The 16,975-nt window shown below is 40.1% G+C and carries 10 protein-coding genes and 1 riboswitch; of the genes, 6 read left to right on the top strand and 4 right to left on the bottom strand.

Annotation, left to right across the window (positions count from 1 at the left end; genetic code table 11):
• Positions 1-186: 186 nt before the first annotated feature.
• Together motB and motA are read right to left on the bottom strand one after the other, a co-directional pair.
• Entirely contained in the window at positions 187-1,026 is an 840-nt protein-coding gene (gene motB / locus PTI45_RS17795) for a flagellar motor protein MotB (RefSeq protein ID WP_069328934.1), read from the bottom strand.
• The gene (gene motA / locus PTI45_RS17790) at positions 1,019-1,837 is read right to left on the bottom strand and encodes a flagellar motor stator protein MotA (protein WP_069328933.1); all 819 of its coding nucleotides are present in this window, start codon (positions 1,835-1,837) and stop codon (positions 1,019-1,021) included. Before motA ends, motB begins: the two co-directional genes overlap by 8 nt.
• A 197-nt stretch (positions 1,838-2,034) precedes the next feature.
• Here motA and PTI45_RS17785 point away from each other — a divergent pair, with 197 nt between their 5' ends.
• The gene (locus tag PTI45_RS17785; RefSeq protein ID WP_069328932.1) at positions 2,035-2,328 is read left to right on the top strand and encodes a hypothetical protein; all 294 of its coding nucleotides are present in this window, start codon (positions 2,035-2,037) and stop codon (positions 2,326-2,328) included.
• Positions 2,329-2,410: 82 nt separating this feature from the next.
• Here the strand turns inward: PTI45_RS17785 and PTI45_RS17780 are convergent, their stop codons facing one another.
• Both PTI45_RS17780 and PTI45_RS17775 read right to left on the bottom strand, forming a co-directional pair.
• On the bottom strand, positions 2,411-2,926 hold the full coding sequence (locus PTI45_RS17780; RefSeq protein ID WP_069328931.1) for a GNAT family N-acetyltransferase: 516 nt from the start codon (positions 2,924-2,926) through the stop codon (positions 2,411-2,413).
• 277 nt (positions 2,927-3,203) lie between these two features.
• A complete protein-coding gene (locus PTI45_RS17775) occupies positions 3,204-3,677 on the bottom strand; it encodes a C40 family peptidase (RefSeq protein ID WP_069328943.1) in 474 nt (157 codons plus the stop codon).
• 12 nt (positions 3,678-3,689) lie between these two features.
• Positions 3,690-3,829: riboswitch (cyclic di-AMP (ydaO/yuaA leader) on the bottom strand.
• 480 nt (positions 3,830-4,309) lie between these two features.
• Between PTI45_RS17775 and PTI45_RS17770 the strand changes: the two genes are divergently transcribed.
• From PTI45_RS17770 to PTI45_RS17750, 5 genes are all read left to right on the top strand, one after another.
• Positions 4,310-4,822, top strand: a complete 513-nt coding sequence (locus PTI45_RS17770; RefSeq protein ID WP_069328930.1) for a YwhD family protein — start codon at positions 4,310-4,312, stop codon at positions 4,820-4,822.
• A 362-nt stretch (positions 4,823-5,184) separates the two neighbouring features.
• Complete coding sequence (locus PTI45_RS17765) at positions 5,185-6,642, top strand: ATPase domain-containing protein (protein ID WP_069328929.1); 1,458 nt, start codon at positions 5,185-5,187, stop codon at positions 6,640-6,642.
• Between the two features lie 17 nt (positions 6,643-6,659).
• Positions 6,660-6,911, top strand: coding sequence for a hypothetical protein (locus tag PTI45_RS17760; RefSeq protein ID WP_069328928.1), 252 nt, complete (start codon positions 6,660-6,662; stop codon positions 6,909-6,911).
• Positions 6,898-9,117: a LuxR C-terminal-related transcriptional regulator gene (locus PTI45_RS24560; RefSeq protein ID WP_069328927.1), complete on the top strand. Its 2,220-nt coding sequence runs from the start codon at positions 6,898-6,900 to the stop codon at positions 9,115-9,117. Before PTI45_RS17760 ends, PTI45_RS24560 begins: the two co-directional genes overlap by 14 nt.
• 217 nt (positions 9,118-9,334) lie before the next feature.
• Positions 9,335-16,975, top strand: a 7,641-nt coding sequence (locus PTI45_RS17750) for a BslA/BslB family hydrophobin (protein ID WP_139129277.1), incomplete at its 3' end; no start/stop codon positions are given.

Genomic DNA, 16,975 nt, shown 5'->3' with positions numbered 1-16,975 from the left:
ACTCTTAAAAAACGAAAATGATAACGTTCTAGCTCAAAAAGTTGTGGATAACTATTTTAAAACGATCAAAAATAAGTCGTATCTACTATTTTAGGCAAACTGCAATTTATTTTCAATCCATCTATGGTAAACAAAATAAAAAAAGTAGACCTTAGATATACTAAGGTCTACTTTGGGTGATCGTTATTATTTACCGTTGTTCGCCATCGATTGAAGAGTAGGATTCACATCTTCATCCACATACTTACGAATAATCGATACTTCTACACGACGATTTTCTGCACGTCCCAAGTTGTTAGAGTTACTAGCAACAGGGCGATATTGTCCGTAACCAATCGCACTAAATTTACGTGGATCGAGTTTGTTATTCAGCAACAGAATTTTCATAAAGTTAAGTGCACGATCTGAACTTAAGTTCCAGTTAGATTCATATTGCGAATTGGAGATAGGAACATTATCGGTATGACCTGAAACGATAATATCGTAATCCGGGAACTGTTGTAAAATATTTGAGATTGATTTGGCGAGTACACGAGACTCAGGCTTCACTGTAGCTCGTCCTGAAGCGAATAACGTATTATCACTAATTGTAATACTTAATTGAGATTGATTAAGCTTGGTCGCTAACTGTTGGCTTAATCCGTTGTTTTTGATGTAGCTGTCTAGTTGACGTTTTAACTTCTCTAGATTTTCCTGCTCTTGTTGTTTGAGTTTTTCACGTAAACTTTCTTTGGTTTTCTGAGTATTATCAGCAGGTGAAGCAGCAGATGCTGGTGTTTCATTATCATCCGATTTAGGCGTTTGACCGCTTGTTTCTTCCATAGCATTTTGCTCTAGAACACCTGTACCACCAGTGAAAGCTGCATTCATGGCTGCTGCCATTTGTTGAAATTTGGATGCATCTAGTGAACTCATTGCAAATAGAGTAATAAATAAAGCAAGCAATAGGGTCATTAAATCAGAATACGGAAGTAACCAGCTTTCATCTGGATGTTCTTCGTGCGGCTCATGCCTTTTTTTACTCACTCGGTACCGCCTCCCCTACGTTGCCACTGCTACTTTCTTCGCTGTTCATTTTCGCATTTTCAGTAGGTGTTAAGAAGACTGCCAACTTCTGACTAATCGCAATTGTAGATACACCGGATTGAATCGAAAGTAGACCTTCTACCATCATCAATTTCACTTCTACTTCAGCTTTGGATAGGCGTTTAAGCTTAGTCGCCATGGGATGCCATAATACATAACCACTAAAGATACCGAGCAATGTCGCCATAAAAGCACCGGCAATCGCATGAGAAAGTTTTTCTAAGTCAGTCAAATCTGCCATGGCAGCAATCAGACCAACTACCGCTCCAAGTACACCCAGTGTAGGAGCATACATACCTGCTTGTGAGAAAAGAAGTGCGCCTGAACGGTGACGTTCTTCTGTCGCATTAATATCTTCCATCAATACATCTTGTACAAATTCCTGATCATTACCATCAATAATCATACGCATTCCGTTACGAAGGAAAGGATGATCAATTTCTTCAACTTTAGATTCCAATGCAAGTAGACCTTCACGACGCGTAATTGAAGCCCACTCCATAAACATACCGACTAGATCTTTTTTGTCCATTAATTTTTGTTGAACAAATACGACTTTAAACAATTTACCAAGGCGTTTTACTTCGTTCATTGGGAACGCCATAAAAATGGTTGCTGCTGTACCTACAAAAATGATGACATAAGCGGCTGGATTATTCACCAGATTGATTAGGGGAGCACCCTTTAAAAGCATACCGAATATTAGTGAACCCAAACCAAGTACTAGACCGATAATTGTTGAAATTTGCATAATACACCTCGTCCGTGAGTATAATAGTTTATCTTTTTCATCATCCACTTCCATGTAATGATGTGTTTTCCAAAAACATCTGATACTCTTTTATCGACAAGATATGCTGCATTGTTAAGAGTTTTTTAGTGTATATTTGCGTTATAATGTAAATAAGCTGGAAAATGTAACAATATGGACAGATCGGGAGGTTAAGTATGGGCGTTAAGCATGGAAGAGATTATGAGGACATATTAAGTGATTTAACATCAGCAGTAGGGATGATTCCAGACAGTTATTTATTTTTTGATATGGAACCTCAAGAGTGGGAAGTACTTGCTGAAGGTGAACGACATGAAGTGAATGAAGCATTGGCAGAAGATTTATTTTTTGCGTTAGGCTCAGAGTCTATGATCAATGTAGGTAGTGGAGTTGTGATTTACGATGCAGATACCCATCGGATTGATATTCTGATTGGCAAAGAAGAAATGACTTTCGTAACTTTAATTTAAAACATCTATTATAGGTATGTAAAAAAGAAATACACAAAAAGCACAGAAGAATGAGTCTTATCATTCCTTCTGTGCTTTTATTTTAGAGATTAGGATAACGTGCGCTAGGCGGAGCTTGATAGACCATACAATAAAAAGGTTTCATCCCATCAGGCGTTCTGCGTTCATACATATCTGTAATATAAAAATCTGCTTTCTGATAGGTGCGAATAGCCCGTTGATTCCAGGTCAACACTTCTAAATCAATCTCTGCGGTAGCACTACGTTCCTGAGCCGTCTGCACAATCGCTCGTACAAATTCTTCTCCATAACCATGACCACAAAGATCGGGACGCATTCCTATACCCAGTCTAATCGTATCTCCTAATGGAAAAAGTTGAGCAAATCCAGCTAATTGTTCATGTTTATCTAGAACAGATAGATATTGTTCTTCTCGAATTATCGGATCTCCAAATTCAATCCCTAATTCTTTCATTTGTTCCCATGCCATCCAACCATAGATATTATAAGGTGGTTCATAGATCCATGTGCATACTTCAGCGGCATGTAATTCTGTCAAAGGAATAGTATGAAAAACAGAATCTAGTGATGAGCTCATCCAGTAACCTCCTATGACCATACTTCATATGTATACCATAAAAAAAAGATAAAAAATTTGCAATATCCTGTTTACCATAATTACGAGTAGGTTAATAATAAGTAGACATAATTATAACCACAACAAAATATAAATTTTCAAAGATTCACAATTTTATGTAACCTATTAGACGTTTGATACGTCTTACTTATATAGAAACATAAAAAAACCACCAAAGATTCTGGCGGGAATCTTAAGTGGTCTGTAGGTTCATTTATATGAGTTGTTAATAGGATAATTAATTGTCAGTTGCGAAGGTGTTATATGTGGAATCACTCATAACGCGTTTAGCACCAACGTAACGATTTTGATAGTAATCCATGCTCAAACTGTCAATTCTCACACCTTTAGAAGTAGAAGCGTGTGCGAAGTTACCATTTCCTACATAAACTGCTACATGTGAAACTCCAGCCCCGGTAGTATTGAAGAATAACAGATCTCCAGCAATTAAATCACTTTTTGATACAGGCTCACCTACTTGATATTGAGAACTAGATTGGCGAGGAAGATCAATGTTCATTTTGCCGAATACATATTGTGTAAATCCAGAGCAGTCAAAACCGCTGAAAGATGTTCCACCAATACGATAAGGTGTTCCAATAGCTCCATCAATTACTTGATCCATTTTAGAATCTGCATGTGCACTTGTTACTCCAAGTGACGTAAATGCAATAGCAAGTCCCATTACTGCGGCTGTTAGTTTCTTTTTCATGTTCAAAATCAATTGTCCCCTTCCAATTGCCTACGAGGTTAGCTTAAGGATTCGGTAGAAGGTATTCCCCTATGATCCCTCCGAAACAAGATCAATTCACCCAAAACGGTTCCCCCGTTTCCCGGTACCAAGGAATTTGGCTCAAAGCTTGGTATGTACCGTTCACGGATCATTACGACAAAACGACAAATTTTTCATTACGCTATAAAGGTTACAGCATTTCGTTTTAAAGTTTACAAAGTTGTTACTAAAATCTCACTGGATTTATTCTACCAGAGGTTTTTTACTTTGGCAAACGTTTATTCATCTGTTTTTAATATTTGCTTAAGCATTTTGACGAGTAATCTCTGTCAAAGCCTACGGTTGTCATGTTCTTAAAAGTTAAAAAAATTTAATCTTTTGATCAGATGTGGGTGGTTATTAGTGAATGATGACCACTATATATACTTTCTTCGGTTCACCAATCACAATAATGAACGTTTTTTACCTTTTTTTATGAAAAATCGTGACAATAATCGACTTTATTGGCTTTTAACTCATTATTCGCTACAATATGAGTAATAGATTAAAGTACCATTTATATGTATAACAGTCTTTATTTATACTGACCTACAAAGGAGTATTCTAACAATATGGATGAAAATCAACCAAGTAAAAAGTCAATGTCACTGAATATTGTAAGTAGTAGTGCAAAAAGTAGTAAACATAAGGGGTTTGGATCAGGAGCGATTAACCTCAATAATGTTTCCCCTATCATTATAGACCATGGCGAAGCAAAAATCGATGTTGGCGCTATGCATGCCAAAAGTAAGGTAGAAAAAGGAATCAAATTTACTACCAATCGTGAAGAATTAAATGGTGGTCGCCAAGTATGGTTAGTATGGGTCGCTGTAGATAAATTAGCTGAAGGTGTTAATTATGCAGGAGCGACGGCTTGTGAGATGTGGATCAATGAAGAAGAGAAAAAAGGCTGGAAAATTCTTGCCGAGCATGTGAATAAGTTAGATTATGCGATCAAGCGTCGCATTATGTTAGAGGGCTTAGGAACAGAAGAAAAAGCAGCGCTTAAAAAGTTATTGGTTGCCCATAATGAAGAGTGGTGGAATCAGTCTTCAGAAGAGTTTAAATCTGCATTAGAAGGTTAATAATAACTAACATAGTCTACGTATTACACAAAAGACCGACGACCCTCAGATCGTCGGTCTTTTATCATTTCATGTCACCATTTTGGTATCACTTTTGAAAAACTTCTTCTATAGAAGAATAATATTTCACCAACAAGTATTAAGGATTCAAAATAGTAGGATTATCTTTATTTATATCATATAATAACAAGTAAAATATGGTAAAAAAGGTTATGAATGAGGATGGGATGTCAAATGACTATAAAAATTGGAAATTTACTTCCTTCTATCTCTAAACCCTTGTTATAATTAAGAGAAAGTCATCATCGTAGGAAGCTGTCCCTTGCGTGACTAAAATATTCTACAGATGGAGGGAACACTAAATGCAAAAAAGCGAAGCTGCTTACACCAAGACATTAAAACAGCCTATTAGTACAGGTATCCCGGGACTGGATGATATTTTATGCGGTGGCATTCCCCCAGGAGGCGTCGTTATTCTGGAAGGTGAGCCAGGTACAGGCAAAACAACGATAGGTATGCAATTCTTGGTTGAAGGTGCTATTAAACATAACGAGCCCGGTATTTATATTACATTCGAAGAACTTCCTGAACAAATCTACGATGATATGGAACGGTTTGGATGGAATTTGAAAGATTTGGAACGGCGTAACTTATTACGTGTGATCTGTATAGAACCGGAAATTTTATTAGAACAGATGCTTGAACCCAATGGATTATTTGAATATATGATCAAAGAAATTGGTTGTAAGCGTGTAGTTATGGATAGTATTAGTTTATTTAGATTAATGAGTAGTGAACAAGAAGCTAGGACAAACGTATATACCATTCGCAATATTATGCGAAAACATGCGTTGACTTCTTTTTTTATTAGAGAATATTCCGAAGTGGAAGGTATGCATATTCCTTTCGAGAATTATATCTGTGATGGTATTGTCAGGCTTTCTTTGAAGCCTTTAATGGAAAAATATCGTAAGCGGACGATCGAAGTACTCAAAATGCGCGGTACCCGAATTTTGGAAGGTGAACATACGTATAAGTTTGTTGAAGACGGCGTCTATATTATTCCTTCTTTATCAATGGCAGAAGACAAGATACTGGTACAAGAAACCGAAGTATTATCGACAGGTATTCATTCTTTAGATGAACTTCTGATGGGTGGTATTCCTAAAGGTAGTGTCTTTATGATCGATACGAATAGTAAAGCCAACTATAGATATCTTCTTTCTTCTATTTATGCACAACGAATCAAAGATGATGATTGTACCGTCACGATGATGTCTGGTAATACGACACTTGATATGTTTGCAGATACGATTGATTTGTTTGGCGTTTCTTTGCGTCAGGCGGTCGATGAAGGTAAAGCTCACTTTATTGAGCATTACAAGCGGGCTGTAGATAGTGGATTGGAAAAAGCACTGATTCGGGTAGACGATGTTGAAAATGATGAATATGCCAATACGCTGAATGACAAGCTTTCTCCTATTTTTGAATGTGAAGAGCTTTGCGATAAGCGCTGGTTTATTTATTACGACCTGAATACGATCATTTCAGAACGTGGTAAAGAATTTGTTGTGAAATACTTCTCTGAAGAAATTTCGCTCTGGCGTGCACTTGGTATTACAGTTATGGCTCATTGTAACTTTAGTGAAATCGGAACAGAGACGGCTTCCTTTTTGGAACGTACCTGTAATGGTGTTATTAGAACATGGGTAGATGGGAATTATCAGTATTTGCAGGTAACTAAATCACCAAGCGGAAGAGTGTCAGCCCCACACATCGTAGCTAATATCTCAGAAACACCATTTGTCCGGCTGGTATAAGGAGGGATTAAGCTTTTATGGTAGCAGAAAGCGATGTAATCACACTACAGATGGAATGTACCTTATTTTTTGAAAATAATCCTTACGCATTAGAAACCAGTACGGGCATGTCCAAAAGACTTGGACGAAATGCAAATTTGATTGAACGTGCTTTAAATCGTTTGACTGAATTGTCTATTCTTGAAAAAAACGGTCAAGGTACGCGTGCTATTTACCGTTATAAAACACCGTACATTCAGACAGAAGTGGACATGAATGCTTATGATTGAAAGTTACTTTATAGATGATAACGCAGACAGCTGTCAGGAACTCCAAAATGTATATGCGGAACTTACCGGTTTGTTTATTTTTATCACGAATGATCAAGGGCATTTATTAAGTACGCCTTCGGATGCTGAAATTGCTTCTCTTTTTGTAACGTATCCTAAAGAACTTGAAGATTCATTAAAAGCCGAGATCGATAAGCTCAAAGGTCTTCGAGTGACTGCTTTGTCGGATCAATGGATACCCGGAATCAAGTGGATTATTGCACCGGTTAGTATTGATCAGCAACCGATTGAAATGTATATCTGGGCAGGTATTATGATTCAAGAAAATACCCGGCAAGCGATCATCGATCATGTGAACTATAATAGTCCAGATTTGAACGGGCCTAGTGAAGTGTTCCGTATGATGCGAGAACGTATTCAACGTATCCCTGAAGATCAGCCCACACAGATTGAATACAAAAAAGAAAAAATTAGCAAGTTGTCTAAAGCGATTGCTTTGATTTTGAAAGCAGGGTATAAAGAAAAGCAATTTGCACAGCGGTTAACAACACTCAACGAAACATTACGCTCTGATACTAGTCGAAATATGCCGATTGAAGAAGTGACCCGTGCAGTGCTGGCTTCGAGTGATCTGGCAGACGTATTTGGTTTTGCTTTAAAAACATCGCCTGGCACGTATCGAATAGTGAGTAGTACCGGACCTGCGGCGGCAGAGTTAAAAGGAGCTATTTTCCATGAGGGTGAAGGTTTCTTAGGGCAAGCGGTATTGAGTGAACAACTCAGCCATTGGAAAGATGTAGGTAGAGATCCACGAAGTCACTTTTTTCTACAAAAAGGGTTAGCTTCGATCTATGAAGTCCAATGTTTCCCTATTCGTTATGATGACGAGAATTATGGTCTATTATTCGGCATTGGATTGGAAGAAAAATTATCGGCAACAACGAATGTGCGCTTTGAAGAAACATTGATTTCTCTGATCGGCTGGTATATTGGTAACCATATTACACATGGTCGAATGGAAAAGCAGATTCAACGCTTTAAGCCTTTAATGGAATTAGCTAGCGTTATGGTATCTGTACAGGATATTCAGCGCGTTTTGTTTATGTTGGTGGATATGAGCTTGAATCTAGTGTGGACTCCATCTGCTTCTATTGTAGTGCATCGGGCGAGTGAAGATGAGAAAGTTCAGATGGTAGCTCGTGGTATGGAAAGCCCGGGTGGAGAAGCATATGCCAGAGATATTGCACGTCGTTATTTGGAAAATGGAAACAATCAGCCAGCAACAAGTTCTTACCTGAATCGTTCTGTCCCATCCGCATTGATGATAGAGTATCCAATTGTCTATGCAGATAAAACGAGAGCTGTCTTAGCAGTCGCTATAGGAGATGAACAAGAAGGCGAAGAATGTCGTGAAATTTTATCAGCTCTGGCAACCATGGGTAGCGTAATTATGAAACTTCTCTATGATCGACAGCAATTTTTGTCGAATAGCAATCGATTTGCTCATATTTTACATGAGTCGATTCGTGAATGGAATGTGGCTCAATATCAATTAGCAACCGATGCTCAGAAAATTGTGATGGAATTTGCTTTGTGGGGTGGCTTAAGTAAAGAGGAAGGTGAAACGACAGCACGTGCTTGTCTCATGTCGTTCTCTGATCCGAAGACGTTGCGTAGCTTCCCGCACTTGTTTGAACAAGAAGCAGCAATGATAGAAGACTTTAAGCAAATTCAACAGAATCCTAACCAATCGTCTTCTCAGGCATACTGTAAAGGCGGGCAGATTATGGTATTGGTATTTGCCTTAGCTGCTTCTGCCGATAATGATATACAGCTGATGAATGATTCCCAATTTACTAATATTGATCCAGCATTAATAAGTCAATTCCGTTTATTTATGCTTAGCCGCCATACTTTGCAAACTGAAATCAGCTTAATGGAAGAGAAGCCTGTTCCTCGTGCATTAACTGCTGAGGTGGCAGAAGGTCGTGGTCTGGATGCAATCGTTAAAGAATTTGGATTATCCCCACGGGAAAAAGAAGTATTAGAATTAGTAGTAAAAGCTTCTAGTAATAAAGAGATTGCTGCTGCTTTATTTATCAGTGAACATACTGTCAAAAATCATTTAACTAATATTTTCAACAAAATGAGTGTGACCGATCGCGCTCAAGCGATTGCTGCTGTATTTAACAAAAGTATAGGTTAGAAAAAAAGATCATCTTTTTTTAAAAAAGGGTGATCTTTTTTTCTATTTATGGCGATAAAAGGAAGAGGAGGGTTTTCCTATTTACTTATATGTATAAAATAGGAAATAAAGTCTATATATAACTGGGGCTGTTTCTAGGAGAATGAATCTGTAAGCTTAACAGGGTATGTTATTTGTTGGGACAGGTAATTTGACTAAAACAAAAGGGGAGAAAAATATGAAGAAGCAGAGCTATTCGGCCTTTGTAGTATTTTTAATTGTAACTTTAATTTTTACAGGCCTACCTCGATATGCGAATGCTGCTGTTGGCTCAATGACAGTTACTTCTGCAAATGGAGTACAAGTTGTTGGACAATCAGCTAATTTGTCTGTCACTTATAATTTAGGGGAGGTTCTTAGTCTTCTGGGGAGTATCACTTATACGTTACCCGCAGGGATTAAAGCCACAACGACTGACCAGATCAATGGTAGAAATCTGGTAGCTAGTGAAATTACCAATAATGGACAGACAGTTACAATTTCTACAGTCGCTTTGCTTTTATTACCGTCTACAACATTGACTCTTAATAATAAAACATTACCAGCCGCTGGTACGTATCAATTTACCGGAACCTCTAAAAATACATTAAATGTTTCTATCGGTAGTGCAACACAACAGGGGAGCTTTACAGTACTTGCTGCTCCAACTGCCCCTTCTTCAGCTCAAATTAGTGTAAATAATGTAGTCGTAGGTTCTTCCACGGTTACAGTTATCGGACAGACTTCAGGAGATACAATCTCTGTATATAATGCTAGTAATACTTTACTCGGCTCGGGTGTAGTCAACGCGCAAGGAACAGCTACTATTACAGCAACACTGGTTCCAAGTGGTGACACAATCAATGTGAGTACCGTTCGTGGTACTGCCGAGAGTACTAAAACTTCTTTTACGTATGGCAGTGCTGTTTTAAATTCAATCCCAGCTGCTAATATCGCAGTCGATAATAAATATGGTGATCAAGATACAGTAACGGTTACAGGTGTCAGCTCAGGAGATGTCGTAACAGTATACAATGGTGCAACAGCTATCGGAAATGCTACAGCTAATGCTAGTGGTGTTGCTACTATTACAACTACATTAGCACCAGAAGGTGGAAGTGTAGGTGTTACTTTAAAGCGTAATACTATTGAAAGTACGCCAACAACAGTTAGTTATGGAGCACAGGTTATTCCTCCGATTGTTTCTGGAAATATTACAGTAACCAATTCTTATGGTGGAGCTTCTATTGTTAAAGTAGATGGTTTGACTATAGGCGATATCGTTACAGTATCATCTGGAAACACAGTATTGGCGACAGCGCCAGCACTTACAAGCAGCTTGAGTTTGCCTGTTGTTTTGACACCTACAGGTGGTAGCTTAAGTGTAACGATTAAGCAAGGATTAGTACAAAGTGCAGCAACGACTGTGAACTATCCTTCAATTACGGTTCCACTTATTGGAACAGCTAATATTCAAGTTAATAATCGTTCAGGTAATACTTCAGATACAGTTGTTGTTACAGGTCAATTAGCTGGAGATACCGTGAACGTATATAATTCAGACGGTTTGTTAGGCACAGGAACTGTAAATGCTCAAGGTACAGTCACGATTCCTGTCGTTTTAACTCCTCTTGGTGGAAGTGTAAGTATCAGTTTGAATCATAATGGAGTAGATAGTTCTCCAACAGCAATAGGTTATCTGGCTGAAGTGGTTACGCCACTACTTAGTAATCAGATTTCGCTTTCTCCTATTGTTGCAGGCAATGCAACCGCAACGATTAGTGGTCTGACCAATGGAGATATTGTGAAGGTCTATGGAAATGGTACGGTCTTAGGCACAGCAACTGCTGGAGCAACAGGTATTGTTAATATTCCAGTAGCTGTGAATCCTTTGGGCGGAAGTCTAGGAGTAGGAATTACACGAAATGGAATTGATAGTGTAACCACTTCGATCACGTATGGTGGGATTGTTGTTCCTGCTATTCCAGTAGCTAATATTACGGTGAACAATCTTTCAGGTAATGCAGATACGGTTCGAATTACAGGACAGACTCCTGGAGACATTGTAACGGTATATGGAAATGGATCAGTGATTGGAACAGAGATCGCGAACGCTCAAGGTACTGCATTACTCAATGTCACCTTAGTTCCTCTTGGAGGTGCTATTGGTGTAACGATAACCCATCAAGGTGTTGAAAGTATTGCAACACCAGTTCTTTATGGAGCAGAAGTGACACCTGCTATTTCTGCTAATGCTATCTTGGTTACCAATAACTCGGGTAATAACGATGTTGTCCAAGTAAGTGGATTAACAACAGGCGATAGTATTGAAGTATACGGAGCAGGCTCCCTATTAGGAACTGCAACTGTACAAGCAGATGGAAAAGCAACATTAAATACAACATTGCTACCTATAGGTGGTACAGTTGGAGTTACTTTGGTTCGCAACGGTGTAGAAAGTGCTGCAACACTGGTCAATTATTCAACTGAAGTTGTAGCTTCCCTTTTACAAGCAAATGTCTCTATTGTTAATGACATTGCAGGCAACTCAGCAGTGACTGTAAAAGCATTACAAAATGGAGATATCATCAACGTTTATGCTGACGGTTCTTTAATTGGAACAGCGCCAGCAGATGGCAATGGCATAGCAAAAGTAGCTACCGATCTAGCACCTAATGGTGGCGTGATCAGTGTAAGTCTTGTTCGTAATACAGTAGAAAGTGCAGCAATCCAGGTTGGATATGGCTCTATCTTAATTCCAGCTATTCCTTCGCAAGATATTGTACCTGCCAATAATTATGGCGATAACGACACAGTCACAATAGAAAATCTAGATGAAGGTCAAAAAGTAAATATTTACTCAGGGTCAGATTTAATCGGTACTGGAACGGCTTTAGCTAATGGTATAACGGTTATTGATGTAATCTTAATCCCAACAGGTGGTGCAATTAGTGCTACTGTAGAATATTTGGGATTAGAAAGTGAACCGGTTTCTGTTAATTATCCGACAGAAATCGTACCTCCTATTCCAGCAGCTTCGATTACTGTTGTGAATAATACAGGTAACTCAGATACCGTTACAGTTACGGGTTTACCAGAAGGAAATAAAGTTACAATAGCAGAAGCGGGTTCCATTTTAGGTACAGGAACTGTAGCTGCAAGCGGAAGTGTTACTTTAAATGTGACTTTGAATTCAACAGGCGGTACGATCTCAGCTACAAATACACACAGTGCTATTGATAGTGTACCAACACCTGTTGTGTATCTGGCTGAACCGACTCCTGTCTTGGCACTACCAGATATTCAAGTGCTTAATAACGTTGGTAATAGCGATACGATTAAAGTAAGTAATGTTCAATCAGGCGATATGATTTGGATATTGGATTCAAATAATACTGTTTTGGGAACAGGAATTGCAGATGGTAGTGGTCTAGTAACTATTCAACTTGAATTATTACCAGCAGGCGGACAAGTATCTGTCATTTTATCTCGTAACCAAGTAAACAGTAATATTGTAAATGTTACGTATGCAGCAGAAGCAGTTGCTCCACCAGCAGATACACCGACAGCCGAGTTCACACAAGTACTAGGTGTTGATGGAGTTGTTACGGTGATAGGTATGGTCGAAGGAGAAATAGCCAAAGTATACGACGACGACGATCAGATTTTAGGTACAGGTGTAGCTAACTTGGATGGACAAGCAATTGTTAATTTTAAATTCTTGAAAGCTCAAGGTAGATTGTTTGCTCGTGTAATAATTAATGGTGTAGAAACGACAGTGAATACATTTGATTATCAAGGTATTCAAGTGCCAGTTGATCCAGCGACACCAACAGCAGTGTTATCTGATATTGTTGGAGATCAAGGAACAGTTAGTGTAGCTAATGCTACAAACGGCTCTACAGTGAAAGTATACAGTGAAGATGAGCAGGTATTAGGTACAGCGATAGTGGGTACGGATGGTACTGTTATCTTGAACTTTACTTTTCCAAATACTCAAGGCGAATTGTCAGTACGAGTGACAGTGAATGGAACAGAAACGGAAATTGCAACGTTACCATACAGTGGCATCGATATTCCAACGACACCAACGCCTGATGCTGTATTGTCAGATATCACAGGTGATCAAGGAACAGTGAACATCACTGGAGTGGCAGTCGGCGAAGTGGTGAAAGTATACGATGCAGACGACAATGTACTAGGCACAGCCGTAGCCGGAAGTAATGGAACAGCACAGATCGTATTCACATTCCCAGATGCACAAGGGGAATTGTCAGTACGAGTAGTTATTAATGGAACAGAGACTGAGATCGCAACATTGCCATACAGCGGAGTTGTGATTCCAACGACACCAACACCAAATGCTGTATTGTCAGATATCACAGGTGATCAAGGAACCGTCAATATTACAGGAGTAGCAGTCGGCGAAGTGGTGAAAGTATACGACGCAGACGACAATGTATTAGGAACAGCCGTAGCAGGAAGCAATGGAACAGCACAAATCGTATTTACATTCCCGAACGCACAAGGAGAATTGTCAGTACGAGTAGTTATTAATGGAACGGAAACGGAAATCGCAACATTGCCATACAGTGGCATTGATATTCCAACGACACCAACACCAAGCGCAGCATTGACAGACATCACAGGTGATCAAGGAACAGTGAACATCACTGGAGTAGCTGTTGGCGAAGTCGTCAAAGTATACGATGCAGACGACAATGTACTAGGAACAGCCGTAGCAGGAAGTAATGGAACAGCACAGATCGTATTCACATTCCCAGATGCACAAGGGGAATTGTCAGTACGAGTGAACATCAATGGAACGGACACAGAAATCGCAACCTTGCCATACAGTGGCATTGACATTCCAACGACACCAACACCAAGCGCAGCATTGACAGATATTACAGGTGATCAAGGAACCGTCAATATCACAGGAGTAGCTGTTGGTGAAGTCGTGAAAGTATACGACGCAGACGACAACGTATTAGGCACAGCAGTAGCTGGAAATAATGGAACAGCACAAATCGTATTTACATTCCCGAACGCACAAGGAGAATTGTCAGTACGAGTAGTTATTAATGGAACCGAAACTGAAATTACAACCTTGCCATACAGTGGAATTGATATTCCAACAACGCCAACGCCTGATGCTGTATTGTCAGATATCACAGGTGACCAAGGAACTGTCAATATTACTGGAGTAGCAGTCGGCGAAGTGGTGAAAGTATACGACGCAGACGACAATGTATTAGGAACAGCCGTAGCAGGAAGCAATGGAACAGCACAGATCGTATTCACATTCCCAGATGCACAAGGGGAATTGTCAGTACGAGTGAACATCAATGGAACCGAAACTGAAATCGCAACGTTACCATACAGTGGCATTGATATTCCAACGACACCAACACCAAGCGCAGCATTGACAGACATCACAGGTGATCAAGGAACAGTGAACATCACTGGAGTAGCTGTTGGCGAAGTCATCAAAGTATACGACGCAGACGACAACGTTCTAGGAACAGCCGTAGCAGGAAGTAACGGAACAGCACAAATCGTATTTACATTCCCAGATGCACAAGGGGAATTGTCAGTACGAGTGAACATCAATGGAACGGAGACCGAAATTGCAACCTTGCCATACAGTGGAATTGACATTCCAACGACACCAACACCAAGCGCAGCATTGACAGACATCACAGGTGATCAAGGAACGGTCAATATTACTGGAGTAGCTGTTGGTGAAGTCGTCAAAGTATACGATACAGACGACAACGTTCTAGGCACAGCCGTAGCTGGAAGTAATGGAACAGCACAAATCGTATTTACATTCCCAGATGCACAAGGAGAATTGTCAGTACGAGTAACCATCAATGGAACGGAGACCGAAATTACAACATTGCCATACAGTGGAATTGACATTCCAACGACACCAACACCAAGCGCAGCATTGACAGACATCACAGGTGATCAAGGAACGGTCAATATTACTGGAGTAGCTGTTGGTGAAGTCGTCAAAGTATACGATACAGACGACAACGTTCTAGGCACAGCCGTAGCTGGAAGTAATGGAACGGCACAAATCGTATTTACATTCCCAGATGCACAAGGAGAATTGTCAGTACGAGTAACCATCAATGGAACGGAGACCGAAATTACAACATTGCCATACAGTGGAATTGACATTCCAACGACACCAACACCTGATGCTGTAATTACAGATATCATCGGTGATCGAGGAACAGTAAGAATTACTGGTGTTACAGCAGCAGCTCCAGTCAATATTTATAGTGCTAATAATGAATTGCTTGCTACAGGAACAGCAGATGGAAGCGGACAAGTAACATTGACATTTGTATTCCCAGATGCTCAAGGAGAATTGTCAGTGCGAGTAACGACAAATGGATTGGAAACTGAAGTTGCGTCCTTACCATACAGCGGTATTGATATTCCAACGACACCAACACCAAGCGCAACATTATCAGACATCACAGGTGATCAAGGAACCGTCAATATCACAGGAGTAGCAGTCGGCGAAGTCGTAAAAGTATACGACGCAGACGATAACGTTTTAGGCACAGCCGTAGCTGGAAGCAATGGAACAGCACAGATCGTATTCACATTCCCGAACGCACAAGGGGAATTGTCAGTACGAGTAACACTGAATGGAACGGAAACGGAAATCGCAACATTACCATACAGTGGAGTTGTCATTCCAACGACTCCAACGCCTGATGCTGTATTGTCAGATATTACAGGTGATCAAGGAACAGTGAACATCACTGGAGTGGCAGTCGGCGAAGTGGTGAAAGTATACGACGCAGACAACAACGTATTAGGAACAGCAGTAGCCGGAAGTAATGGAACAGCACAAATCGTATTCACATTCCCAGATGCTCAAGGGGAATTGTCAGTACGAGTGAACATCAATGGAACCGAAACTGAAATCGCAACGTTACCATACAGTGGCATTGATATTCCAACAACGCCAACGCCTGATGCTGTATTGTCAGACATCGCAGGTGACCAAGGAACCGTCAATATTACTGGAGTGGCAGTCGGCGAAGTGGTGAAAGTATACGACGCAGACAACAATGTATTAGGAACAGCAGTAGCTGGAAATAATGGAACAGCACAAATCGTATTCACATTCCCGAACGCACAAGGAGAATTGTCAGTACGAGTAACCATCAATGGAACCGAAACCGAAATTGCAACCTTGCCATACAGCGGTATTGATATTCCAACGACACCAACACCAAGCGCAGCATTGACAGACATCACAGGTGATCAAGGCACAGTCAATATTACAGGAGTGGCAGTCGGAGAAGTCGTGAAAGTATACGACGCAGACGACAACGTTCTAGGAACAGCCGTAGCAGGAAGCAATGGAACAGCACAAATCGTATTCACATTCCCAGATGCTCAAGGGGAATTGTCAGTACGAGTGAACATCAATGGAACGGAAACGGAAATCGCAACGTTACCATACAGTGGCATCGACATTCCAACGACACCAACACCAAGCGCAGCATTGACAGACATCACAGGTGATCAAGGAACGGTCAATATTACAGGAGTGGCAGTCGGCGAAACGGTAACAGTATATGACGCAGACGACAACGCTCTAGGCACAGCCGTAACTGGAAGTAATGGAACAGCACAAATCGTATTCACATTCCCGAACGCACAAGGGGAATTGTCAGTACGAGTGAACATCAATGGAACCGAAACTGAAATTACAACCTTGCCATACAGCGGCATTGACATTCCAACGACACCAACACCAAGCGCAGCATTGACAGATATTACAGGTGATCAAGGAACGGTCAATATT

The organism is Paenibacillus nuruki, from assembly GCF_001721045.1.
GTDB lineage: Bacteria > Bacillota > Bacilli > Paenibacillales > Paenibacillaceae > Saccharibacillus > Saccharibacillus nuruki.
This window is presented reverse-complemented; position numbering and strand designations above follow the sequence as displayed.